Genomic DNA, 24768 nt, shown 5'->3' on the forward strand with positions numbered 1-24768 from the left:
GCCTACGAGGTCTTCTCCCACGGCACCGACACCGGCGCCCTCAAGGTCGTACTGCGCCGCGGGTAGAGCACCCGGGCCGAGAGCAGCCGCGACCCGCCCCTGGGTGTCATCAAGCTCTGTCAGCCGCTCGGCCTGGGCCGTGCGGCCCTACTACTCACGGGTGGGTTGTGGTGCTATGGAAGTGAGCCGAGGGTCTGATGGGATGCGGCGAAGCGGAGCGAAACCGCGCACCGCGCAATCCGGGTCCGCGAGAAGCGGGCAGCCCTCGGCTCCACGATGCCGGAAGACCGCTGCGGCCAGTCGCTCCAGCGGGGCCTACGGTGCCGAGAGCCCGCACAATCGCCATTGGCTTCCCCCGCCGGATCTGCACCTCCGTGAACCATCACCGCCCCGCCAAGTCTCGTCGGGGGCCGGTCGGCATGGCCCCGCAGTGCGGCCCGGCCCAGGCCGGGCGACTCTGGAGAGAGGCAGGCGTCGGGAGGAGCGCCCATGCACTGGAAGACGATCTCCAAGGACACCGCACCGGGCGTCCCGCCGAATCTCGCCGACTACGACCGGGCTCGTTCCGTTTTCACCTGGTCGCAGGCGCGCACCGAGCTGGCCGGATTGCCCGGCGGCGGGCTGAACATCGCGCACGAAGCAGTCGACCGGCACACGGCTGCGGGCCTCGGCGACAAGGTCGCGCTGAGGTGCGTAACCCGTGACAACGCCGTCTCGACCGTCACGTACGGCGAACTGGCCCACCGCACGGCCCGCTTCGCCAACGTCCTGCGGTCACTCGGCGTCGGCCATGGGGACCGGGTGTTCACCCTGCTCGGCCGCTGTCCCGAGCTCTACACCGCGGTGCTCGGCACGCTGAAGAACACCAGCGTCCTGTGCCCGCTCTTCTCCGCGTTCGGCCCCGACCCGGTGGAACAGCGGCTGCGGCTCGGCGACGCCCGCGTGCTGGTGACCACCGCAGCCCTGTACCGGCGCAAGGTCGCCGCCCGGCGGGCGTCTCTCGACGTCCTCGAACATGTCCTCATCGTCGGACCCGGAACCGACGAACTTCCCGACACGCTCTCTTTCGACGACCTGATGTCCGCGGCCTCGGACAGCTTCACCATCCCGCCGACCTCGCCGGAGGACATGGCGCTGCTGCACTTCACCAGCGGAACCACCGGCACCCCCAAGGGCGCCGTCCACGTCCACGAAGCGGTCGTCGCCCACTACGCCACGGCCGCGTACGCGCTCGATCTGCACCCCGAGGACGTGTACTGGTGCACGGCCGACCCCGGCTGGGTCACCGGCATGTCGTACGGCATCGTCGCCCCGCTCGTGCACGGCGTGACGGTCGTCGTCGACGAGGGCGACTACGACGCCCGGCGCTGGTACCGGATCCTCGGCCAGCAGCGGGTCAGCGTCTGGTATACCGCGCCCACGGCCCTGCGCATGCTGATGCGCGCCACGCCGCGCGAAGGCCCGTACGATCTGCCGCGCTCCTACGACCTGTCGGCTCTGCGGTTCATCGCCTCCGTCGGCGAGCCTCTCAACCCCGAGGCCGTGGTGTGGGGCCAGGAGGTGCTGGGCCTGCCGGTGCACGACAACTGGTGGCAGACCGAGACCGGCTGCATCATGATCGCGAACTTCGCGGCCTGCGAGATCCGGCCCGGCTCGATGGGGCGGCCGCTGCCCGGTGTCGAGGTCGCCGTGCTGAAGCAGGGCGAGGACGGCCGGGCCCTGATCACCGACGGCAGGGTCACGGAGGTGGACAGCCCCGACGTGGAGGGCGAGTTGGCGCTGCGGCCGGGCTGGCCGTCCATGTTCCGCGGCTATCTGCACGACAAGGAGCGCTACGAGGCCGCGTTCGCCGACGACTGGTATCTGACCGGCGACCTGGTCAGGCGGGACGCGGACGGCTGGTACTGGTTCGTGGGGCGCGCGGACGACGTCATCAAGTCGGCGGGGCATCTGATCGGCCCGTTCGAGGTGGAGAGCGCGCTGATGGAGCACGCGGCGGTCGCGGAGGCCGGGGTGATCGGCCGGCCCGACCCCGTCGCCGGGAACGTCGTCAAGGCGTTTGTGTCACTGCGCCCCGGCGTCGAGGCGACCCAGGACCTGGAGCGGGAGTTGCTGGCCTTCGCCCGTCGCCGGCTGGGCCCGGCCGTCGCGCCCCGGGAGATCGCCTTCGACCAGAACCTGCCCAAGACCCGGAGCGGCAAGGTCATGCGCCGCCTGCTGCGTGCGCGTGAACTCGGTCTGCCCACCGGCGACTTGTCGACGTTGGAGGGATCCTCATGAGCGTGGCCCGTAACACCCGTGCCAGGAAGGCCCCGGGAACCCCGAAGCCCGCCAAGGCGGCCGCGAAGAAGACCCCGACGAGCAAGAAGACCGCCCGGACAGAGGTTCCGGCCGCTGGACCGGACGCCGTGCACAGGATGGATCTGCTGGAGGTCATGCTGCGCATCCGGCGCTTCGAGGAACGATGCGTCGAGCTGTACAGCGCAGCGAAGATCCGCGGCTTCGTCCACCTCTACATCGGCGAGGAGGCCGTCGCCGTCGGCATCAACCAGGCGCTGACCCCCGAGGACGCGGTGGTCTCCACCTACCGCGAGCACGGCCACGCACTCGCCCGCGGCATCCCCGCCGATGCCGTCATGGCCGAGATGTTCGGCAGAACGACCGGCTGCAGCGGAGGCCACGGCGGGTCCATGCACCTGTTCGACGCGAGCCGGCGCTTCTACGGGGGCAACGCGATCGTGGCCGGCGGTCTCCCACTGGCCGCCGGTCTCGCCCTCGCCGACCGCATGCGCGAACAGCCCCGCGTCACCTGCTGCTTCTTCGGCGACGGCGCCTTCGCCGAGGGCGAGTTCCACGAGACGGCGAACCTCGCCGTCCTGTGGAACCTGCCGCTCCTGCTCGTCTGCGAGAACAACCTCTACGCCATGGGCACAGCCCTCGAACGGCACGAGGCACAGACCGACCTGGCCATGCGCGCCGCCTCGTACGGCATGGTCGCCTGGGCCGTCGACGGGATGGACGTCGAGGCCGTGGAGAACGCCGCCCGCCGGGCCACCGAAGCCATCCGGGCCGGCGCAGGCCCCCACTTCCTCGAGGCGCGCACCTACCGCTTCCGCGCCCACTCCATGTACGACCCGGACCGCTACCGCGACAAGGCGGAGATCGAGCACTGGAAGACCCGGGATCCCATCAGCCAGCTCATGGACCGCATGCGCCAGGACAATGAGCTGGGCGACGAGGAACTCACCGGGATCGAGCATCGCGCCACCGACGAGATTGACCGCGCCGTCGAAACGGCCGAACAGGCACCGGAGGAACCGGTCGAAGACCTGCTCCTCCATGTCACCAGCGCCCCGGGGGAGGTGAGGTGACCATGAGCGCGGATGGGCAGCCGAAGGAGGCGAAGACGACCTACCGAGAGGCCATGCGTGAGGCGCTGCGGGATGCGCTGCGCGCCGACGACCGCGTCTTCCTCATGGGCGAGGACGTGGGCCGCTACGGCGGATGCTTCGGCGTCAGCCTCGGACTGCTGGAAGAGTTCGGGCCCGAACGAATCCGCGACACACCGCTGTCGGAGTCCGCCTTCGTGGGCGCGGGCATCGGCGCCGCCCTCGCCGGGATGCGGCCCATCGTCGAGATCATGACCGTCAACTTCAGCCTGCTCGCTCTCGACCAGATCCTCAACAACGCCGCCACTCTGCTCCATATGTCGGGCGGCCAGCTCCCCGTACCCCTGGTGATCCGCATGACCACAGGCGCCGGACGACAGCTCGCCGCCCAGCACTCCCACAGCCTGGAGGGCTGGTACGCACACATCCCCGGCATCCGCGTCCTCGCGCCGGCCACCATCGAGGACGCCCGCCACATGCTCGCCCCGGCGCTCGCCGACCCCGACCCCGTGCTGATCTTCGAGCACGGAAGCCTCTACAACGCTTCCGGTGAACTCTCCCCGCCCGCCGCACCCGTGGACATCGATCACGCCACGGTCCGCCGCCCCGGCACCGACATCTCCCTGATCACCTACGGCGGTTCACTGTCCAAGGCGCTGGCGGCGGCGGACGAGCTGTCCACCGAGGGCATCAGCGCCGAGGTCGTCGACCTGCGCACGCTCCGGCCCCTCGACAACGAAGCCATCACCGCCACCGTGGCCCGCACGCACCGCGCGGTAATCGTCGACGAAGCCTGGCGCACCGGCAGCCTCGCCGCCGAGATCTCCGCCCGCATCGCCGAGGAGTCCTTCTACGAACTGGACGCCCCCGTGGAGCGGGTGTGCAGCGCGGAAGTCCCCATCCCGTACGCCCGGCGCCTCGAGGAGGCCGCTCTGCCGCAGACCGCCGACATCGTCGCGGCGGCACACCGGGCGGTGGGCTGACCATGGCCGAGTTCACCATGCCGTCCCTGGGCGCCGACATGGACGAGGGCACGCTCCTGGAGTGGCTGGTCCGGCCCGGCGACCAGGTCCGCAAAGGCGATCCCGTCGCGGTCGTCGAGACCGCCAAGTCCACGATCGAGGTGGAGTGCTTCGACACCGGGACGATCGGGAAGCTGCTCGTCGAGCCGGGCACGACAGTACCCGTCGGCACGGCCCTCGCACTGATCCAGCCGACCGCGGAAAAGCCCCAGAAAGCAGAAAAGCCCCGGAAGCGCGAGAAGCTCAGAAAGCCCGAAAAGACTGAGGCGAAGCAACCAATCCGGCGGGCGCCACAACGCACGCCGGCCCCCACCCGGCCAGAAACCAGCGCAGGCCGCCCCGAGCCGCCCGCCGCCCACGAACACGAGCGCGGGCACATCGAAGCCGGCCCCTTGCTCCGGCACCTCGCCGAACGCCGCGGTATCGAACTGGAGACACTCAAAGGATCCGGGCCGGGAGGGCGCGTCACACGGACCGATGTCGAACAGGCAGCCGCGGCCGCCGCTGCCGCCGCGGCTGCCGCTCCGCCATCACGCGTACGAGCCACCCCGTTTGCCCGCCGACTCGCCGCCGAACTGGACGTCGACCTGACGGCGGTGACGGGAACCGGCAAGCACGGCGCCGTCCAGGCGACCGACGTGCGCGATGCGGCCCCGGGACCGGCAACCACGGCCCCGCCCGCACGCCACGTCACCGCCCCGGTGCGTCCCTCGGATGACCGGTCAGCCGCGATGCGCCAGGCGATCGCCGGACTGATGGCCCGCGCCAACCGGGACATCCCGCACTACTACCTGTCCACGACCGTCGACATGGCCACTGCCATGGACTGGCTGCACGAGCACAACCGGCGCACATCGGTCAGCGAGCGGCTGCTTCCCGCTGCCCTGCTTCTGAAGGCCGCGGCCCTCGCAGCCCGGGAAGTCCCCGAGCTCAACGGCTTCTGGACCGACGACCACTTCACGGCAGGCGACGGCGTCCACCTCGGTGTGGCCGTGTCGCTGCGGGGCGGCGGGCTCGTCGCCCCCGCCCTGCGCGACGCCGACACGCTCGAACTCCCCCAGCTGATGACCTCTCTGAAGGACCTGGTCGCCCGCGCACGCACCGGCAGGCTCCGCGGCTCGGAAGTGTCCGGCTCGACCATCACGGTCACCAATCTCGGTGATCAGGGCGTGGAAGCCGTCTTCGGTGTCATCTACCCGCCACAGGTGGCCCTGGTCGGCTTCGGACGGGTCGTGGACCGCCCCTTGGCCGTCGACGGCCTGCTCGGCATACGGCCCGTCGTCACTGCCACCCTGTCGGCGGACCACCGGGCAACCGACGGCGCCGTCGGAGCCCGCTACCTGACTGTGGTCGACCGCCTCCTGCAGAACCCGGAGCAGCTGTGAAGCGTACCGAAGCACTGGACATCGTCAAGGAATCGATCACCCGCGTCATCCCTGACGCCGACTTCACCGCCGTTGGGCCCGACGATCAGTTCCGCGACGCACTCGAAATGGACTCGCTGGACTTCCTGAGTTTCGTCGAGACGCTAAGTGAACGGACCGGGGTCCGTATCGACGACGAGGACACCCCACAGCTCACCACGCTGTCCGCGAGCACCGACTTCCTCGTCGCCCGCTCGAAGTGAGCGGGTCCGGCCCGCGACACAACCGAAGCCAGGCGGCGCCTTACTGCTCCTCTCTCGTACCGGCCCGCCGGGCGGCAGCCGACCTGCATCCCGGCCTATCGTGGAGACGACGGCATGCCGCGCATCTGCGCACCAGGTCCTCGGCTCCCGAAGGGAGGCGCGAGGTGCAGCACCAACCATTCGACGCGAAGACAGTGACCGCCCTTGTGGAGGACGCCGCTGCCGCTCCCTCCATGCACAACGCGCAGCCATGGAAGTTCCGCTTCCTGTCCGGTGCCCGCACCTTCCACCTGCGCGCGGACCTCGAGCGCGCCATGCCACACTCCGACCCCACCAACCGCGCGCTCCACCTCGGCTGCGGTGCCGCCCTGTTCAACCTGCGCGTGGCCGCGGCCCACGCGGGCTGGGATCTGACGGCCCGCCTGCTGCCCGAGCCTTCGGACCCGGAACTGCTCGCGTCAGTGCAGCTGGCCGACCCCACGCGTCCCGACGACTCCCTGACCGCGCTGTACCCGGCGATCCACCGCCGTCACACCAGCCGCTATCCCTTCGCCGAAAAGGAGATACCCGCCGACATCCAGGCCGAGCTCGGTGACGCCGCCCGCCAGGAAGGAGCGCAGCTGGCCTTCCCTTCCGCCTGGCACAGCGAGACCCTGCTCGACCTCGCCCACGACGCCGAGGGCCGCGACACCCTGGACCCCGCCGCCTTCGAGGACGTGGCTCGCTGGACCCGGCTCGATGACGTCACCGCCGACACCGCGGCCGACGGCATCCCCGCGTACGCCTTCGGCCCTCGTAAGCGAAACGGCAAGGCCCCGGTGCGCGACTTCGCCGGCCGTCGCACGGTAACCGACCGCGGCACGGCCACCTTCGAACACACACCTCACCTGGTCCTCCTGGGCACCGCCGACGACCAGCCGACCGACTGGCTGCGCGCGGGCCAAGCGCTGGAACGCGTCCTGCTCCTGGCCACCCTGCAGGGCCTGGCCACTTCCCTTACCTCCCACGCCCTGGAATCGCGCGACCTGCGCTGGCTGGCACGCGACCCCCTGACAGCGATGGGGTACGTCCAGATCGTGCTCCGCCTCGGATACGGCCCCCAAGGTCCCGCCACGCCACGACGCCCCGTGCGCGACGTACTCGACATCGAGTGACCGTCGGAGAAGTCAAGCATTCCGCCCGTGGACCCCTCGGCGCATGGCGTGCTGCCGGACCACGGTGGCGGTGAAAGCACAGGTGGCGGCCGCCGTGAGGGCCAGGAGCAGGTATCCCCAGGTGTAGTCGTCAGCGATCCCGTACACCGCGCCCATGGCCAGGGGTGGAAAGAAGCCACCCAGGCCGCCGGCGGCACCGACAACGCCAGTGACCGATCCGATCTGGTCAGCCGGTACGAGGCGGGCGACGAGGGCGAACACGGCGCCTGAGCCGGTGCCCAGGGCTGCGGCCATGCCGAGGAAGGCCAGTGTCCCGATCGGGATCAGCGCGAATTCGAAGGAGGCAAGGAGGGCGAGTGCGGCGACGGCAGCGTAGGCCCCGATGAGCACCGGTACGGGGTGGAGCCGGTCGGACAGCCAGCCGCCCACCGGGCGCGCGGCGACCGCGAGGACGACGAAGCCGGCGGTGCGCAGGGCGGCGTCGGAGCGGCCGAGATCATAGGCGGTGGTGAGGTAGGTGGGCAGGTAGACGCTGAAGGCGACGAAGCCTCCGAAGGCCACCGCGTAGAGGAAGGCCAGCTGCCATGTGGTGCGCATTCGCATGGTGGCCGTGGTGCGCGCGAGCAGCGAGCCAACCGGGACGGCGCGTTCCGGCTGGTCGCGCAGGAGGAAGTGGGCAGTGACGGCGTAGACGGCAAGAATGCCGGCGACGAGGGTGAAGGGGAAGCTGCTGGCGACGGCATCAGCCAGCTGCACGGTGGTGAACGCCGAGATGGCGGTGCCCCCCGTGCCGATACCGAAGATGCCGAGCGCCAGGCCGCGCCGCTCGGGCGGATACCAGGCGTTGACGAACGGCACGCCGACGGCGAACGTGGTGCCGCCCAACCCGAGGAAGAAGCCGCCGATGAGGAACTCGGCCAGCGAGTCGGCCAGCTGGCCCAGGTAGAGCACGGGCAGGACGGTCAGGGCGGTGACGAGAGGGAACATCCGGCGGGCGCCGACGCGGTCGGTCAGCGCTCCGACCGGGATCCGGCCGAGCGAGCCGACGATGACCGGCACAGCCACGACCAGGGACTGCTGGAACGAGCTGAGGCCCAGGTCCTCGCGGAGCGTCGGTCCGAGCGGCCCCAGCAGAGCCCATGCCCAGAAGCCGACCATGAACCCGGCCGTGGCCAGAGCCAGCATCCGCGTCGGCTGCGCTGAAGCCGGCGTCCTACCAGGCTCCGGTGTGCCAGGGCGCCTCAACGGCCCCTCCTCTCCCGAACGACCACGCGTCGGTCATCGCCACGGCTCACGATCTTTCCGGACACTGTGGGCGAATACCGGCGACGCGCCCACCATGGTGGCGAGGGGTCCGGCAACCCGGGTATGGGCAGTCCCGGCCCAGGACCGGCGCCCTCCGGCCCCTGACGGTGGCGTACACGGTGCGGCTACCACTGGCAACCGAGGGACACTCCGCTCATCAAATATCGGAAGAAATCGGGGCATAAGGGCAAGTTCGACGTCGCGTGCGTCCACCCGATGGGCCGGGGCGGCGGTCCACGATGAAGGACCCGCAGCGCCATGACGGCGGCCGACATGACGCAGGTCGAGATCCTTACTGCCGTCGCCTACCTTCAGGCCGTCTGGGACCGTGACACCGACGCGGTCAACGCGCTGTCACACCGTGAAGACTCCGAGCGAGACATCCTCGACGTGGCCATCGACCTCGCCGACCGCTTCGGACAAATATCCATGCTCTTCCGCCTCGGCATTGCCCCAGACCTCGACGGCGAATACAAGGCAGCAGCCGAGGCCAAGGTGGACAACGATCCCACCACCGCCGTCACAGCAGTGCCTATCGATGCCTACCGACGATGGGCCAAGACAGCCGAAGGCCCTGCGGTCAGGGAACTAAGCCCGTCCGTGATCGGCTATCTCGCGATGTCGACGAAGGCCACGGAGGACGAGATTCCGAGGCTCTTCGAGATGCTCCGCGACGCTGCCATCACCAACAGCTGAGCGTCACGTCACTTGGGACGCCGCGCCAACGCCAGCCTCAAGAGCCCGTCGGCGCTGAGGACTGTGTGGGGAACGACCCGCACCGCGTGCCGCCGCCTGACGGCAACAGGACGGGAGGCCAGCTCACGCAGCAGGTTCAGTCGACGCAGGGCGGGGAAGCGTGGCCAGTCCCATGGCCCGCTCGATCCTGATCTTGATGACCACGCGCTCGGGGTCCGGGGCCGGAGTCCGTCCGTACCGGTCGGCGTAGCGCGCCACGGCATCGTCGACCGCTGCCGCGTCGGTGAGCACCTCGGCCGTGCCTTCCAGGGTGGCCCAGCGTCCTCCGTCGACCTGGCAAACGGCCACGCGGGCTTCGCCAGGACGGAGCGCCTGAATATTGGCGACCTTCTTGCTTGATTTGCGTGTGATAACCCGAGCGACTCCGGCGTCGGTATCAACGGTGACTCCGACGGGCACCACATGCGGACTTCCGTCTGGCCGCAGAGTGGTCAGCGTGCACAGATGGTATTCATTCCAGAACTCAGAGTGTCCAGACGTCTGGCTGAATTTGTCACTAGGCATGCCCGGGATCGTAACGCGGAGCGCCTCGCGGATTGACGCAGAAGTGACCGCTTCCACACAAGCCCTCACACTCAGGGAGCCGACACTATGCGGTATTGACTACGACATGCCCGCATTGCACCCTTGCGGAATATCTCAAACCGGTAACAGAAATGTGAGCCCGCCATGCGTGAGCGACCAAAATGACCACAAGCGAATCAGCAGTTCAGGGCCATGATCGAAACTCGGGAATGGATGATTTAGCAGGTTTTATTGGCACTGATCACTACCTTTCATTGATCTTCGAGATGTCGATTTCCGGCCTTGATCACATACGAGCCTCACGTAGGGTCCGAGACTGTTCCCGTGAGCCTCACCGAAGGGCTTCGACCTGGCCGAATGCTCGTTCGCGCTAGCGACCGTGTGTGTCCCGAGGGGATCGAGCGTGTCCTCGCGACTCAATCGCTGGGGTCGGCGTGCGCCCTTCGGTCGATGCTGGTCTCGGCGTCCGTGATCACCTTCATGAGTGCCGTCCGGGGACCCGAAAATCGTTGACCCGTGGTGGCCGGCGCCCGGCTCCGAGTAGGAGCCCAGATCGGCCGGTACGAAGGGATTGCTCAATGTCTCCGGGAGAAAGTCGTCGCGGCGCTCCGGAATCTCCGGTGCCTGCGCGAGAGCAGGCGATCCGCCGGCGGTTGGGGCGGTGGCGTACGACTGAGAAGCGGACCGTGGAGCGCGACCTCCACCGTCGGCTGCGGCAAGAGCTGCGCAACCTCCGCATTCACCCGCCCCTGGACGTGGAGGAGCTGGTCCGGGCGCTCAGTGAGAGGCGCGGACGCCCGATCGTCTTGCGCCCCTTCCCGCTGGAGAAGCCGGGGCCCTCGGGGCTGTGGATCGATACGCCGGATATGGACGTGATCCTCTACCAGCAGGAGACGACCCGGCTGCACCAGCGGCAGATCATCCTCCACGAGATCCTCCACATCCTCGTCGCCGAGTGGGAGGGGGACCATGCCACGGAGTCGCCGGAGGAGTCCCCGGACGACTTCGTCGAGGGCTGGGCAACCCTCATCCCCGTACTCGATCCCAAGCTGATCCGGCGGGTCGCCCGCCGCTGCTCGTACGAGGAAGAGGAGGAGTGCTCGGTCGAGCTCGCGGCCACGATCATCCTGGAGTGGTCCTCGGTGCTCGACGAACTCCCGCCGCTGTCGGAGGACCCGGAGGTACGCCGGGTTCAGTCCGCCCTGGGCGACCGGCGAGGGTGGCTGTAGTCCGTGACCGAGATACTCCTGCTGATCATCGCGGCTGCTGTCATATGGCGGCTCTACCTCTGGTCGCGCGCCCCGCACGACGGTCCCACCCGGTCGGTCGCCCTCTCCCTCCTGAGCGCGGGCCTGTCGTATCCGGTGGCCATGCCGGGGGGCACCACCGGTATCGACACCGTGGCCGGGCACGGCACGGCGAAGCTGGTCCAGAACGTCCTGCTGTTGGGGACGGTCTACTTCCTGATGTGTTTCTACCTGTACTCGGCCGACGGGCAAGCGGCTCGGCGTCGCGCTCGATGGGAAGCCGTCGTCGTGGTAATGGTCGCAGTGGCGATCATCGTGGCGGCCGTGAGCGTGCCGCACGAGGCGCTCGCCGGCTCGTTCAGCACGGCGGACATGACGATCCCCCAGGTCGCCTTCTTCTATGCCGGCGCCGGTCTGTACCTGATGTACGCGCTCGGTGCTGCGGGACGTTGGTCCGCCCGCTATGCCCGCATGTCGCGGCGCCCGCACGCCACGGGGCTGTGGTTGACCGCGATCGGCCTCGGCATGATGGCGGTGGCCTGTGCCGTGCGCGCGGTCTTCGTCGCCGTCCGGTGGAGCGGGGGAACCGTGTCGCACCAGCTGATGGCGGGCGTGGCGGTCGGGCTGGTGGTGTCGAGTCTGCTCTTCGTCGTGGGCATCACATATTCGGGGGTCCGCGCCAGGATCACGGCGACGCGGCTGTGGCTGCGCCGGCGGCGGGATCACCGTCGGCTGACCTCGCTGTGGCAGCTGCTGATCGAGGTCTATCCGGAGAATGAGCTGCGCCCTGCTTCCCGCGGGTTCTGGGACCGGTGGCGGGCGCGTGGCGTGCACCGCCGCTACCACCGGCGGATAGTGGAATGCCGTGATGGACTGGTCGACATCAGCCCCTACCTGGTGCGCGGGGAGGACGGCACCGGCCTGCTGGACCTTGAGCCAGCCCAGCTGGCCCGGCGCCTGCGATCCGCCGTGACCATGGTCAAGAACGGCGTCCCGGCACCGGGTCAGGCGGTCGCCCTGGCGGTGCCGCAGGAAGACGACCGGAACGCTGATGTCCGTCAGCTGATCGCGGTGTCGGAAGCGCTCCGGCTGACCGCGTGACCGTGGAAGAACGAGGGAGACGAGACGAGATGCTGATCACCGCCGGCCGGGTCCTGACCGGGTCCGGGACATACCTGGAGGACGGCGCCGTCCTCGTCGAGGGCGACTCGATCACCGAAGTCGGGCCGCGCACGCAGCTCGCCGACCGCGCCGGGGCAGACACGGCTCAACTGGCGTTTCCCGACGCGACGGTGGTGCCCGGACTGATCGACGCCCACGTGCATCTCGCGTTCGACGGCGGCGGCGACCCGGTGGCCACCCTCCACGAGTCCAGCGACGAGAGCCTGCTGCAGGCCATGCGCCAGCGCGCGGAGCAGCTCCTGTCCAGCGGTGTGACCACGGTCCGCGACCTGGGCGACCGCAACGGCCTGGCTCTCCGCCTCAACGAAGAGATCAGCCGGGGCAGCACTCCCGGCCCTCGCATCGTGTCCGCGGGCACACCGGCTACCCCGCCCGGAGGCCACTGCCACTTCCTGGGCGGTGAGGTCTCCGGCGTGGCCGAGGTCCGTGATCTCGTGCGCCGCAACCTCGCTGGGGGTGCCGGCGTGATCAAGGCGATGGTGACAGGCGGCGGCCTGACCAAGGACGGGCCGAAGAGCTGGCAGAGCCAGTTCTCCGCAGAGGAACTCCAGGCCCTGGTGGACGAGGCACACCAGGCCGGAGTGCCGGTGGCCGCGCACGCGCACGGAGCGGACGGCATCGCCGCGGCCGTGGACGCCGGCGTGGACACGATCGAGCACTGCACCTGGATGACGAGCGACGGATTCGACCTCCGTCAGGACGTCCTGAAGAAGATCATCGACCAGGGCATCGCGGTCTGCCCGGCCGTCAGCCCGCACTGGCAGATGCTGCCCCGCTTCTTCGGAGAAGAGCGGGCAGCAGCCATGTTCGCCCTGGTCCGCGAGATGGCCGAAGCCGGCGCCAAGCTCATCGCCGGAACCGACGCCGGCGTTCAGCGGGCCGGGTTCGACGGGCTCGTGCCGGCGCTCGCGTTCTACGAGCACCTGGGCCTGCCCAACAGCCGGATCCTCGACATGGCCACTGCGGACGCGGCCGGAGCCCTGGGGCTGGGCGGACAGACGGGCCGGATCGCGCCCGGGCTCCGCGCGGACCTGCTGATCGTCGGCGGAGATCCGCTGGACGACCTCGGTGCTCTCCAGCAGATCCGTGCCGTGATCGCGGCAGGACGGGTGCACGAGGCAAGCTGGCCAGCAGAGAAGCAGCAGTAGCCACGCCGCCGGCCCGCAGCCCAGAAGCTGCGGGCCGGACTACTTGGTGTCCGCTTCCTTCTCCGTCATCTCCGCCACCAGCTCGTTGACCAGCGCCAACGCCTTGGGCGACAGACCCCGCGGACCCAGGCCGCGAGCTCGCACCCGGCCCACGGCGCCCTTCTTCGCGGCGGCCAGCAGCTGGAGACCCTCATAGACCTGGGCGGCCACGGCCTCGTCCGGCTCGAAGTACATCCGGGACACACCGACAACGGCGGCCAGCGCATCCAGGACCACGGGCGGCGCCGTGTCCGTGACGCCGGCCCGAAGATCGGCGAAGTCTTCCCCGGTGATGATCTCCGCCCCGGCATGGGCATTCACCTCGGCCGCCATCTCGGCGTCCGAGGGGGGTCCCTGCGGACCGGGGTAGGAGCGCTGCAGGAGCAGAGTGATCTTCTCGGCGAGGGATCCCGGCGCCCCGCTCGAGTCCGGAGCCGTGGCGTCTTGGGTTCCGGGCTCCCCCGTCGTGCCGTTCTTCCTCGCCTCTGCGGCGGCCAGGGAACGATCCTCGGCCCGGCGCAACTCCGTTTCGCTGACGCCATACTTCTCTGCCAGGGCCGGGACGTATCTGTCCTTGAGTCGACGGTCGCCTCGCTCGGCTCCCGCGACCGGGCCAGCGCTCTTGGTTCCGATCACCTCGGCCGTCTCGTACTGGTAGATGCCGGCGTCGCAGCGCAGATCAGCCAGATCGGGCAGGCCGCGACGGGGAAACAGATCGTCCAGGTCGCCCCTGAGGGCCGCCGCGTATGCGGGCAGCTTCTCCGGATCGGGCGAGGAGTGGCCAGCCTCCCAGTTCGCCACCGCGGAGTCGGACACGCCCAGCTCTGCCGCCACTTCACTCTGGAAGATGTCGGCAGCTCGCCGTACCGCGCGAGCACGGTCTCGGTCGAAGTGACGGGCAGGCATCAGACCTCGCTTTTTCTCCAAGTTGAAGTGAATGCATCTTGTTGACTTTTACTTCTGGTGGGAATAGCTTCAGCGTAGCGAAAACAGAGCGCCTTCGCATACCGCTCGCCCTCTGGATTCGGCCTCCCCACCAGCACCTCTGGGCTGCGGTGAGGTCCCGCACCTCGTGTGAGAGGTCCCCTCTTCGCGGCGGCGCGGCGTGTTCCACCGCGTGCCTGGGGGTCAGCAGTCCCAGCAGTAGTCCCCCCGGCTCCGCAGTGGATACCCCGTTTCTCCCCTCCCCGTCAGGAAGTCCGCGCCATGCCGCAGCACCCCTTAAGCCCAGCGGCCAGCGCTCGGTGCGTGCGACGCCTGACTCCGGGGATCACTTCTCCTTCGCCTCGCTCCGCCTCCTCGACCCGCCCTGGGCGCCGCCCGACGAGTTGTCGAGAAGGCAAGAGCTAAGTCTGGATGTCTTCGCAGGCCACACGTATGTTGCTGGTCCCCCGCCGGGCATCCGCCCGGCGACCAGCACGGAAGGAGACGCGTGAGGCGCGCACCGCCCACCGCAACGGGCCACGGCCCCGTAAACGCCGACGGCGCCTGAGAGCGGGAACTCTCAGACGCCAAACGGCCAGGACACCCGCGCCCCGGGAAGGGCGCGGAGATCACCCAACGAATCCGCTCTGGTCCCTTTCCACCAGCACCGGAACGGATCTGCTTCAAGGGAGAGTTTCGCATGCCGACTGCCCTGCGTGAAAGGCCGAAGACCCCGGCCTGCGCGGCAGCCTGTGCCCCTGCCACCCCGTCAGTGCGGCGGAGTGGCGGTGATGCCTGATGGCACGTATCCGCACCGTCAAGCCGGAGATGTTCGAGTCGGAGTCGCTGGCGGAGTGCTCGGTGACCGCCATGCTCACCTTCATCGGGCTGCTGACGCAGGCTGACGACTCCGGCCGTCACCGCGACCATCCGGCGATCATCGCCGGTCGGCTGTGGGCACTACGCCCGGAGCACACCGCCGCGCACGTCGCCCAGGACCTGGAGGAGCTGGCCACCGCCGGGGTGATATGCCGCTACACCGGATGCGACGGACGTACCTGGCTGCACGTCGTGACGTGGGAGCAGCACCAGAAGATCAACAAGGCCACGGCGTCCCGGGTGCCGCGCTGCACCCGCCACCAGGACCACCAGCCGTGCGGAAAGTGCCAGACCGGCGCCTGCCCCACCACGCGCACGGCACCGTCCGTGACGTCTCACGGAACCCTCCCGGAGCACTCCGGGAGCCCGCAGGGAGGGGTGCACCGCCCAGTCGCGGACGCCACTCAGCCCGCAGAGACCACGACGGCCCCCGGAGAGCCGGTGTCCGTGCCGCAGACTGGCCCAGCTTCATCCATTGCGGCACCGCCGGGGAAAAGTGCAGGTCAGACGGCAGTCCCGGAGGACTCCCGGAGGACTACGGGAGGACTCCCGGAAGACTCCCGCTCTGGATCTAGGATCTTGGATCCTGGATCTGTACCTAGGGGGCGCGAGGCGCCCGCACCCGACGCCGTCCCCGGATCGGTCTCCGCGAAGGAGCTGGTCGCCGAGTACGTCCGGGACTGCCAGCGCCGACCGCCGGAGGACGTCCTCGGGCTCCTGGGGCGCAAGATCCGGGTTCTGCTGGACGAGCGCTTCGACCCGCAGGACATCCGCACGGCCCTGGAGCGGCTGCGGGCCAAGGGCCTGCACCCGAGCGTGCTGCCGAGCCTGGTGAACGAGGTCGTCAACGCAGCCCCGCAGGCCACCTCGGCGGCGTCATCCGCCTCCGGCGCGGGGCCCTGGGCCAGCACCTCCGGATACACGCCCTACCTCAACCCGACCGAGCCGACGACGTTCGGAGGCCACCTGTGACCCGCGCACACCTCGTCGACCCTCAGCCCGCCATCGGCGAGCGGCTGCGCGCCCGGTTGGAGGCCAGGCTGACCGAACGCGGCATCGACCCGACTGCGCCGCTGCCGGACACCCCGGAGCCGATCCCGGCGCTGGAGGCCGCGCAGGTGCGTATCCCGGTCGACTACCGCGACGCCGTGGTCGAGCACCCCGACGTCGCCGCCTGGGTCCGTTCCATCACCGAGGCCGCGGTCGAGCCGAACGCCGGCGGCCTCAACCCGCACTATGGCAAGGCCGGACGCCGGCGGATCGCGCACGGCCCGTCGCTGCTGCTGTGGGGCAGCACCGGGGCGGGCAAGACGCATCAGGCGTACGGCGCGATCCGGGCCCTGACCGCCGCCGGGTGCGGCGTGTCCTGGCAGGCGACGACTGCCGCCGACCTGTACGCCGACATGCGCCCACAGTCCGGCGTGGACCCGGAGCACATGCTGCGCCGGATCGTGCGGGTGCCGCTACTGCTGCTCGACGACCTCGGCGCCGCCAAGGGCTCGCAGTGGACGGAGGAGATCACCTACCGGCTGGTGAACTGGCGCTGCCAGAACCGCCTGCCGACGATCTTCACCACGAACCTGCCGCCGGTCCGCGACCGCGACGTGCCCCCGCAACAGCCGGTCCTGCGCGACGTGATCGGCGACCGCGTCCTGTCCCGCCTGTCCGGCATGTGCACACCGGTCCACTTCAGCGGCCCGGACCGGCGCTTCCAGCGCCGCTGAACCGGCCGCTCTCGCAACCGACTTCACCTCCGGTGCGGCACCGCCGCGCCCCTGCCCCGCCTCATCACCGCGCCCAGCCACGCTGGTGCCGCACGACCGCTGAGGCGTACCCGGAGACTGACTTGCGCACCATCACCACGAACGACACCGCGCGCCCGACACTGCGCGGGATCGCCGACCACAGCTGGAACGCCCGGGGCTTGTGCTATGGCATGCCGGCCGAGGACGCCGACGAGCTGTTTTTCCACGCCCCACGGGACCACGAGGCCGCCTCGGAGGCCAAGTCCATTTGCGGCCGGTGCCCGGTCAAGAAGGACTGCTTCAACTACGCCCTGGACAACGACATCCGGCACGGGATGTGGGGCGGGCTGACCGAGATCGAGCGCCGCCCCTGGCACGCCCGGGTCAGCAAGCGCCTCGACTACGCGCGGGTCAAGGCAGCCTTCCAGGGCCGCGACGTGCACCTCAGCGACGCCGAACGTGAGGCTGTCGTCCGCCACGCCTACGCCCGCGGATGGTCCCCCGAGCGCCTCGCCTACACCCTCCAGCTCGAACTCGACTGGGCCCGGGACCTGATGCGTCGAGCGGCCCATGCCGTCGCCGACCGCGACCGCTACTGGGGCCTGTACGACGAGGCCGAGCCCACGCCCGACGACGAGGGGGACGAGGTCACCTCCTCGCCCGTGCCCCGGCAGGTGCACACCCACGCTCTGATCACCGCGCTCGGAAGGGCAGCATGACCCACCCCACCGCCATCCCCCTGGCTGCCGTCCCCTTCGGGCTGTCGCCCGTGATCACCGCCGCCGTTGTGCTGCCGGTCCTCGCCGTACTCGTGGGCGGGTGGCTTACCCTGCGCCGCCGCGACCGCGCCAGAACGGAACGGTCGTCTGCGCTGGCGGTGTGGGTCGCCGCGCTCGCCGCGATCGGCTGCACCGCTTACAGCGCCGACACCAGCTGGCGGTTCGCCGCCGACTACCTCGACATGGCCGGCACCGCCGAGCGTGCCGCCATGTTCGGCGCCGCCGAACTGGCGCTGTTCGCCACCGCGCTGATGGCCCGCCAGAACCTCACCTCCCAGGGCGCACCGGGCCTGCCTGGAGTCCTGGTCTGGATGATCACCGGCGTGCAGGTGATCCCCGCCTACGCCGAGTCCGGCCCGGTAGGCGGGACCGTGAGGGCCTTCGTCGGCCCCATCATGGCGGCGATGCTGTGGCACCAGGCCATGGGTATCGAGCTGCGCCTACGCAAACCCGGCGCCGCCTCGCACGGCATCCTGGCCACCCTCGGACGGGAAGCACGCGAGCGTCTGCTCTCCCGCCTCGGCATCGCCGAACGCGACCGGGACGCCGCCCAGATCACCCGCGACCGCGCCACCGCCAAGGCAGTCGCCCTGGCCGCCCGCCTGGCGGAACGTTCCGCCAAGAGCCGCCAGAGCTGGCGGGGACAGCTGATCACCCGGCGGCTGTCCAAGGCCCTCGCCAAGGCCGGCGTCGGCACCGACCTCCAGCAAAGGCGCGCTCTCCTGGACCAGCTCGCCGCCCGCCGCCATGCCACCGCGCTCGCGACGGTCGACCTGCCCTCGCCCTGGACTCACCCGTCACAGGACGCGGAGCACACGGCCCACGATCCCGTCCGCCCGCCCCTCGCCGACGGGACGGCATCCGGGGACCGGCCGATCCGTCTGCTCACGGTCCCCAATGCGAACACCACACCGATCGGGGACGGTCCCGAAGAAGACCATGCAGATCCGGTCCCCAAGACGGCACCCGCCGAAAGCGGGGACCGTCCCCCCGCGGCCCCCGAAACCGGGGACCGCACGCCGACTGGGGACCGGGACAACGCGCTCCCCGGAACCGACACCACACGGGACCGCACGGACGCGAACCCGGAACACGGGGACAAAACCGCAGCTCAAAGCCCAGATCTTCCGTCCCCGACGCCGGTCCCCAATGGGGACCACGATGCCCGCGACTCCGAAACGGGGACCGAGTCCAACGGGGACCGTCCCCAACCGGTCCCCAACGAGGGGGACCACGGTGACCCCGACACCGGAACGGGGACCGAGTCGGGCGGGGACCGTCCCCACTCGGTCCCCGCGCGCAGGAGGCCGAAGGCGTCCCGAAACCGGTCCCGAGGTGGTCAGGGCAAGCCGTCCCGCAGGCAGGGGAAGGTGAGTGTGGACCAGCTCGTCACCCAGCTCCGTCCCCACGTGCCCAAGCTGCTGGAACGGGACGGGAACGCCGAGGTCACGCGCAGCCAGCTCAGGGAGATCATGCGCGCGCACGACATCGGCATCCGCAACGACCGCCTTACGCCGGTCCTGGAGCGTCTGCGCCACGAAACGGCCACGTCCACCACGAAGAAGAGGAGTGCACGGTGAGGACGTGCCCGCGCATGTCGCACATCAAGTCCGACTTCGAGAAGGACATCCGCTTCCTGACCTCCTATGCGGAGCGCAAAGCCGGCACCCCATCGGCCAAGACCAGCGCGAAGCAGGCGATCACGCTCAAAGGCAATATGGCCAGGGCGATGAGCCGGCACTTCGCCCGCTGCCCCGAGTGCGGCTGACACCTGCTTAGACGCAGGTCAGGCGACTCCACTGCACTCAATCGCTGCGGTGGCCCGGCTTCGTGCGGGGCCACCGCCCCCTCCGGAAGGAAAACGCCATCCGACGCCCACGCCCACGGACGTACACGCCCACCGCCGCCGAGGCCGCCGCCTGGGCGGACGTCCTGATCCACCACCAGCTCCTGCACGCGGCAGTGCTGGCGCCGAACGGCCAGTGGCTCGTCCAGGACACACCCGAAACGTACGTCCGTGTCCTCGACGGACCGGCCGCCATGGTGGACCTCGCCGCCGAAATCCAGCACCGACTCCGCGCCACCAGGAACCGCACCCGATGACGAACTCGACTACGAGCCCCACTCCCACACCGGATGAGCCGGTCCCCAACTCGCTTGCTGAGCGGTCGGGTAGCCGGGACCCATCGCTGGGTCCCGGCCCCCTCAGAACCGGACGTGCGACTTTCACCGCATCCGGCTCAAGCAAGCCGCGAGGGCTCCGCTGGACGGTAACTTACGTCCCGATTTCCGTCGTCTGCATGATACGAACGGTGACAATCGGCATGAACAAGGCGGAGGTTGGTCCGTCTATCCGTGCCGCCGCTGCTGCGGTAGACGAAGTGATGCTTGTTCAACATCTTCTTCGTCGCGGCGAACCAGTCAATCCATTCCCGCAGATTGTCCGGCTCGTATTCCGCTCCTTCGATCAACGCCCGCCCGCAGAGAGGGCACAGACCCTTCTGCCGGGCCGCCAGAACCAGACTCGTCTTGTCCATCGGCGGTGGCGCTGTGCTGCGGCGACGCTTCTGCCAGTAATCCGCCAAGGCCGGATCATCCGGAGATGCCGCGCCTTTGACGGGGTGATGCATTACATGACGCGTCCAGGCGAACTTCTGAACGTAGGCGCCACTCGCGTGGTCACCAAATACCCAGTTGTCGCGCCTAGTTTTGTTGAACCTGCCGAAATAGTGGCGTTTGATCCACAGCCCCGAACGGTTCTCGTGACCGCGTTTAGCCCACTTGTAGAGCAGCTTGAACATGTAAGCGTCCATGGAACAGAACACTTGATGCGACGCCGCACTGCGGTAATACGCCGTCCAACCCCTCACAAGCGGGTTGAACTTCACAATGACCGCTTGGGAAGGCGCACCCCGAAGGATCCGCATATCCGTCCGCAGCCGTTTCCGCAGCGCGTTGCAAGCCGCCTTACTCGGCCTGATGTTCAGCTTGTCGCCGTGCCGCTGGATCGTGAAACCCAGGAAGTCGAACCCCTCATCGAGGTGAACGACCTTCGTCTTCGCCTCGTTGAAGCGCAGACCTCGCGGCGCCAGCCAGACACTCAGCTCCTCCTTGACCCGGTATGCCTCCTCCTCGTCGTGGCAGAGCACCACGAAGTCGTCGGCATAGCGGACCAGTACGGGCACACCGACGGACGCGTGGTGAGCACGCGTTCGATACCCGTCGGCGCGGAATCCCGCTGCCTGTTCCATCCCGTGCAGCGCAATGTTCAGCAGCAAAGGGCTGATGACGCCGCCTTGTGGAGTGCCCTCCACGCTCGGCGCCCATCTCCCGGCATCCATCACGCCCGCCCGCAGCCAGCCCCGGACAAGGTCCCTGGCGGGGAACTGCCCGAGCATGGCCGTCAGATGATCGTGACTGATGCGGTCGAAGGCCCCTTCCAGATCCGCATCCAACGCCCAACGACGCCTCGCTCGCGAGCCGCGCGCCGTCTGCAAGATGGAAGCGATGGCATCCTGGCAGCTACGGCCGGGGCGAAATCCATAGGATCGCGACTCGAACCGCGCCTCCCACTCCGGTTCCAGCGCGTTCTTCACGCGTGCCTGGAGCACCCGGTCACGAATGACCGGGATCCCGAGTGGGCGCTGCTTGCCGTTGGCCTTGGGGATGTAGACCCGCCTGACCGGCTGGGCTTTCCACGGGGCGGACGATTGACGGCATTCTGCCACCAATCGTGCCCTCGCCGCTGGGGTGAGGGCTGTCTCCCCGTCGATGCCCGCCGTCTTGCGGCCCTGGCTCTGCTGGGTCACCCGCTTCACGCTCACCAGCGTGTTGCTGTGGCTTCTCAGCATGAGCTTCTGCAAATTGTGGACCTTCTTCAGGTCCCCGTCCTGCGTCGCCTTGAAGATCCGCTGCCTCAGCCGCCGTACGTCGCGCTCACATCTGGCCCAGTGGATCCCGTGCCAGTCGGAGGCCCCGCCCTCGGGTCCGTTCCCCTCGGGCGGGCGGGTGGCTGCAGCCGCCCTGATGGTGCTCATGTCCGCCTCCGGTATCTAACTTGTCCGTCGGTTCCGGTTGCCTTGCCTTGGTGCTTCAAAGGCTCACCTGGTCCACGTGGGCGCCCTTTCGGGCCGGGCCACACGGGCCCGTATCCGGCGGGTTATGGCGAACAGCGGGCAGAGAGGGCCGCCGCCCGGTTTTCCCCTGGCCTTTCGGCCGACCGGCCTTCGCTTCTTGGACCATCCTGTTCCTGCTGGGGACTTGGGCCTTCCTTGCGGTCGGCTTACCGGAACTACTTCCGGACCCCGTCAGGGTTTCCGTGTTCCGCATTTCGAAGATGCGACTGGGGTGGGCGCCCCCTCTACCCCGTGGCCGGCGGTGTCTCACTTCCGGTGTTGCTTGCACCGGAAGCCGCTGGCGCCTTTCAGCGCCGGGCCCTGCCCCGCTGAGAGCAAGCCATCCGCGGGGGTTCCACATATCGAGGCATTAACCAGGGGTTCACACGTGTTCGCCCGTCCAGTCTTCCCCTCGCCTGTGGCCTCTCGATGGCTGAGACGCCCTTGGGCTTGAAAGCTCAGCTTCACACCCCGCCGTTACCAGCGACGCATGTGAGCGCGGGGATGAATCCAGACACTGATTCGGAGGAAATTCCTTTGTCAGAACCTCTCCACGAGGATCACCTCACTTCGGAAAATGCGGCCTCGCGTCGCACAGCAAGTTATCGCAAGAGCATTGCTCCCGTCGGGAGCAATGCTCTTGCCTCCCCCGCCCCTGAAGTGGCGGGAGAAGTCCGGCGCCAGGGGGCGCCGAACGAGCAGGACGCGACCGAGGGCGGCTCGCGTCCGGGGGAAGAGCACGCGCCTACCTGCCACACCGAGCAGTGCGCCCACACCGCACCGTCGAAGCCGCACGTGCAGCAGCGCGAGCGCCTGCGTGACGAGCACAAGCGCGTGCGCCAGCCCAGCTGCCGCATGAACGACGACGAGTACCAGCTGCTCGCACGTGCAGCGTCCGCGTGCCGTATGAGCGTCGCCAGTTTCCTTGCCCACGCCGCTCTCAAAGCCGCCCGCGGTCTCGACCGCACCGCCGCCGAGATCGCCACCGAACGTGAAGTGCTGAACGAGCTGTTCGCCCTGCGCCGACACCTCGGACACATCGGCAACAACGTCAATCAGGTGGCCAAGGCCCTGAACTCGGGTGCGGACGCCCCGAACACGGTGGCGGTCCTCGACGCCGTGACCCGCGCGGCCCGCCGCGTGGACTCCTTCACCCGGCACTACCTGGAGACCGAGACCACCGCGGCATGATTCCCCGAGTCCACGATCGCGGGCAGCGCACCATCGGCCTGCTCTACTACCTCTACGGACCCGGCACCCACGAGGAGCACATCGACCCCCACCTGGTTGCAGCCTGGGACAGCCTCGCCCCTGACCCCGGCCGCGACCCGAACGCCACATACGCCGACCTCCAGCAGCTGCTGGACATGCCCGTCGAGGCCCTCGCCAAAGGCCGTCGGCCCAAGAAGCACGTATGGCACCTGTCCGTCCGGGCGGCCCCCGAGGACCCCATCCTCAGCGACGAGCAGTGGGGCGACATCGCCCGGCGCATGGTCGCGGCCACCGGCATCGCCCCCGACGGCGACGACGCGGCATGCCGCTGGGCCGCCGTACGGCACGCCGACGACCACATCCACATCATCGCCACGCTCGTCCGCGAGGACCGCCGCCGGCCACGGCTGAACAATGACGCCGCCCGGTCCCAGGCCGAAGCCAGGCTGATCGAAGCCGAGTACGGGCTCAAGCAGCTCAACACCGGTGACGGCACCGCCGCCAAACGTCCCACCAGCGCCGAGCGCCACAAGGCCGAACGCGAGGGCCGCGAGCGCCCCGCCCGCGAGGAACTGCGCGAGACCGTACGGCAGGCAGTTGCCGGCGCCACGAGTGAGGAGGAGTTCTTCGACCGCCTGGCCGACGCCGGCGTACTGATCCACAAACGCGTCGCTCCCTCCGGCGACCTCCTCGGCTACAAGGTCGCGCTCCCCGACGACCGCAACGAAGACCAGGAGCCCGTCTTCTACGCCGGTTCCACCCTCTCCCCCGACCTGTCCCTGCCCCGTATCCGTAAACGCTTCTCCAACGGCACCCCCTCACCGAGCGCCGACACGTCCTCGGACCAGGCCACCCCCCTGGAGCCGAGCGGCCCGGCCACGGCCAGGCGCCGGGCGGCCACGGCCGTATGGCAGGCGGTGCTGGTCATCGACGGCGGCCAGGACGCGGCGGTGGCCGCGCAGATCGCGGCGGCCGGGGAAATCCTGGACGCACTCGCCCAGACCTCAGCCGCCCACACCCGTACCCAACTGCGCGATGCGGCCTTCGCGTTCGAACGGGCCACCCGCTCTCACGTACGAGCTGAACGCGGGCGCGACCGCGCCCTGCGCGAAGCCGCCCGCGACCTCGTCTACAGCGGACCCGCCCTCGGCCGCGGAGAGGACGGAGCCACCACGGCGATGCTGATCGACATGGCGTTCTTCCTCGTCACGGCCGCAGCCCACTGGCACGCGAAGAAGAACCACGCCCAGCAGGCCGCCGCCGCCCGCCAGGCCGCCGAGCACCTGCGCGCCGCCTACCAGGCCGCCGCCGGCATCCCATTGGGGGTGCTGTACCAGCGGGGACGGCATCTGTCGCAGCCACTGCGGCACAAGCAGGCTGCCTGTCTACGAGCGGCGGTGCCGCAGTTGGCCGAGCAGATCCTGGCTGAGCCGGGCTGGTACGCCCTCGCGGCCACCCTCGCCGACGCCGAGAGCGCCGGCCACGATCCGGCGGTGCTGCTGGCCGAGGCCGCCGCGCGGCGAGAGCTGGGCACCGCCGACTCCATCAGCGACGTGCTGGTGTGGCGGCTGCGCCGCATGGCCGATCTGCCCGCCGACGCGACCACGATGCCCATCGACTCCATCCCTACCTCGGCCAGTACGCCGGGGCGTGCGACAAAGCCCGCAGCGGGCCGCGGCGAGGGTCCGGGCAAGGCCCGCTGATTACGGAGTCTGAGAGT

Annotated in this window: 22 protein-coding genes; 18 read left to right on the forward strand and 4 right to left on the reverse strand. The window is 69.4% G+C overall.

The features are described 5' to 3' along the window. The first annotated feature begins 489 nt into the window (after positions 1-489). The 6 genes from acsA (at position 490) to RB628_RS15475 (ending at position 7192) form a co-directional block, all read left to right on the forward strand. Positions 490-2280, forward strand: a complete 1791-nt coding sequence (gene acsA, locus RB628_RS15450; RefSeq protein WP_318320991.1) for an acetate--CoA ligase — start codon at positions 490-492, stop codon at positions 2278-2280. Beyond that, positions 2277-3371 (forward strand): pyruvate dehydrogenase (acetyl-transferring) E1 component subunit alpha, encoded by a 1095-nt coding sequence (gene pdhA / locus RB628_RS15455; protein WP_318320992.1) that lies wholly within the window; start codon positions 2277-2279, stop codon positions 3369-3371. The genes acsA and pdhA overlap by 4 nt, the downstream gene beginning before the upstream one ends. A 2-nt stretch (positions 3372-3373) precedes the next feature. Beyond that, positions 3374-4372 (forward strand): alpha-ketoacid dehydrogenase subunit beta, encoded by a 999-nt coding sequence (locus tag RB628_RS15460; RefSeq protein ID WP_318320993.1) that lies wholly within the window; start codon positions 3374-3376, stop codon positions 4370-4372. A gap of 2 nt (positions 4373-4374) precedes the next feature. Beyond that, positions 4375-5796, forward strand: a complete 1422-nt coding sequence (locus tag RB628_RS15465) for a 2-oxo acid dehydrogenase subunit E2 (RefSeq protein ID WP_318320994.1) — start codon at positions 4375-4377, stop codon at positions 5794-5796. After that, a complete protein-coding gene (locus RB628_RS15470; protein ID WP_318320995.1) occupies positions 5793-6038 on the forward strand; it encodes an acyl carrier protein in 246 nt (81 codons plus the stop codon). Before RB628_RS15465 ends, RB628_RS15470 begins: the two co-directional genes overlap by 4 nt. 164 nt (positions 6039-6202) lie before the next feature. Beyond that, the gene (locus RB628_RS15475) at positions 6203-7192 is read left to right on the forward strand and encodes an Acg family FMN-binding oxidoreductase (RefSeq protein ID WP_412180660.1); all 990 of its coding nucleotides are present in this window, start codon (positions 6203-6205) and stop codon (positions 7190-7192) included. Positions 7193-7204: 12 nt separating this feature from the next. Here the strand turns inward: RB628_RS15475 and RB628_RS15480 are convergent, their stop codons facing one another. Then, positions 7205-8377 carry an MFS transporter gene (locus RB628_RS15480; protein ID WP_318320996.1) on the reverse strand — a complete coding sequence of 391 codons (1173 nt, stop codon included), beginning with the start codon at positions 8375-8377 and terminating at the stop codon, positions 7205-7207. A gap of 378 nt (positions 8378-8755) precedes the next feature. Here RB628_RS15480 and RB628_RS15485 point away from each other — a divergent pair, with 378 nt between their 5' ends. After that, positions 8756-9193 carry a hypothetical protein gene (locus RB628_RS15485; RefSeq protein WP_318320997.1) on the forward strand — a complete coding sequence of 146 codons (438 nt, stop codon included), beginning with the start codon at positions 8756-8758 and terminating at the stop codon, positions 9191-9193. Positions 9194-9316: 123 nt separating this feature from the next. On the opposite strand, the gene RB628_RS15490 is transcribed toward RB628_RS15485, so the two are convergent. Beyond that, positions 9317-9757: a PPOX class F420-dependent oxidoreductase gene (locus RB628_RS15490; protein ID WP_318320998.1), complete on the reverse strand. Its 441-nt coding sequence runs from the start codon at positions 9755-9757 to the stop codon at positions 9317-9319. Between the two features lie 707 nt (positions 9758-10464). Here RB628_RS15490 and RB628_RS15495 point away from each other — a divergent pair. From RB628_RS15495 to RB628_RS15505, 3 genes are read left to right on the forward strand one after another with little or no spacing between them, the layout of a single operon-like run. Beyond that, a complete protein-coding gene (locus RB628_RS15495; RefSeq protein ID WP_318320999.1) occupies positions 10465-11007 on the forward strand; it encodes a hypothetical protein in 543 nt (180 codons plus the stop codon). 3 nt (positions 11008-11010) lie between these two features. Then, a complete protein-coding gene (locus RB628_RS15500) occupies positions 11011-12126 on the forward strand; it encodes an MAB_1171c family putative transporter (protein ID WP_318321000.1) in 1116 nt (371 codons plus the stop codon). A gap of 29 nt (positions 12127-12155) precedes the next feature. After that, the gene (locus RB628_RS15505; protein ID WP_318321001.1) at positions 12156-13355 is read left to right on the forward strand and encodes an amidohydrolase family protein; all 1200 of its coding nucleotides are present in this window, start codon (positions 12156-12158) and stop codon (positions 13353-13355) included. A gap of 39 nt (positions 13356-13394) precedes the next feature. On the opposite strand, the gene RB628_RS15510 is transcribed toward RB628_RS15505, so the two are convergent. Then, the gene (locus RB628_RS15510) at positions 13395-14300 is read right to left on the reverse strand and encodes a helix-turn-helix transcriptional regulator (protein WP_318321002.1); all 906 of its coding nucleotides are present in this window, start codon (positions 14298-14300) and stop codon (positions 13395-13397) included. Positions 14301-15116: 816 nt separating this feature from the next. Between RB628_RS15510 and RB628_RS15515 the strand changes: the two genes are divergently transcribed. The 6 genes from RB628_RS15515 to RB628_RS15540 all read left to right on the forward strand — a co-directional run bounded on the left by RB628_RS15515 (position 15117) and on the right by RB628_RS15540 (position 19824). Further along, positions 15117-16169: a hypothetical protein gene (locus tag RB628_RS15515; protein WP_318321003.1), complete on the forward strand. Its 1053-nt coding sequence runs from the start codon at positions 15117-15119 to the stop codon at positions 16167-16169. Further along, positions 16166-16921 carry an ATP-binding protein gene (locus tag RB628_RS15520; protein WP_318321004.1) on the forward strand — a complete coding sequence of 252 codons (756 nt, stop codon included), beginning with the start codon at positions 16166-16168 and terminating at the stop codon, positions 16919-16921. The genes RB628_RS15515 and RB628_RS15520 overlap by 4 nt, the downstream gene beginning before the upstream one ends. A 122-nt stretch (positions 16922-17043) precedes the next feature. Next, positions 17044-17661 (forward strand): WhiB family transcriptional regulator, encoded by a 618-nt coding sequence (locus RB628_RS15525; RefSeq protein WP_318321005.1) that lies wholly within the window; start codon positions 17044-17046, stop codon positions 17659-17661. Next, complete coding sequence (locus RB628_RS15530) at positions 17658-19301, forward strand: hypothetical protein (RefSeq protein ID WP_318321006.1); 1644 nt, start codon at positions 17658-17660, stop codon at positions 19299-19301. Before RB628_RS15525 ends, RB628_RS15530 begins: the two co-directional genes overlap by 4 nt. A 14-nt stretch (positions 19302-19315) precedes the next feature. Further along, complete coding sequence (locus RB628_RS15535) at positions 19316-19489, forward strand: hypothetical protein (protein WP_318321007.1); 174 nt, start codon at positions 19316-19318, stop codon at positions 19487-19489. A 62-nt stretch (positions 19490-19551) separates the two neighbouring features. Continuing rightward, on the forward strand, positions 19552-19824 hold the full coding sequence (locus tag RB628_RS15540; protein ID WP_318321008.1) for a hypothetical protein: 273 nt from the start codon (positions 19552-19554) through the stop codon (positions 19822-19824). Positions 19825-19961: 137 nt separating this feature from the next. On the opposite strand, the gene ltrA is transcribed toward RB628_RS15540, so the two are convergent. Beyond that, entirely contained in the window at positions 19962-21758 is a 1797-nt protein-coding gene (gene ltrA / locus RB628_RS15545; RefSeq protein ID WP_318321009.1) for a group II intron reverse transcriptase/maturase, read from the reverse strand. Between the two features lie 738 nt (positions 21759-22496). Here ltrA and RB628_RS15550 point away from each other — a divergent pair. Together RB628_RS15550 and RB628_RS15555 are read left to right on the forward strand one after the other, a co-directional pair. After that, on the forward strand, positions 22497-23027 hold the full coding sequence (locus RB628_RS15550; protein ID WP_318321010.1) for a plasmid mobilization protein: 531 nt from the start codon (positions 22497-22499) through the stop codon (positions 23025-23027). Beyond that, a complete protein-coding gene (locus RB628_RS15555; protein ID WP_286249420.1) occupies positions 23024-24751 on the forward strand; it encodes a relaxase/mobilization nuclease domain-containing protein in 1728 nt (575 codons plus the stop codon). The genes RB628_RS15550 and RB628_RS15555 overlap by 4 nt, the downstream gene beginning before the upstream one ends. Positions 24752-24768: the final 17 nt, after the last annotated feature.

The sequence above is a fragment of the Streptomyces sp. ADMS genome (assembly GCF_033441795.1).
Taxonomy (GTDB): domain Bacteria; phylum Actinomycetota; class Actinomycetes; order Streptomycetales; family Streptomycetaceae; genus Streptomyces.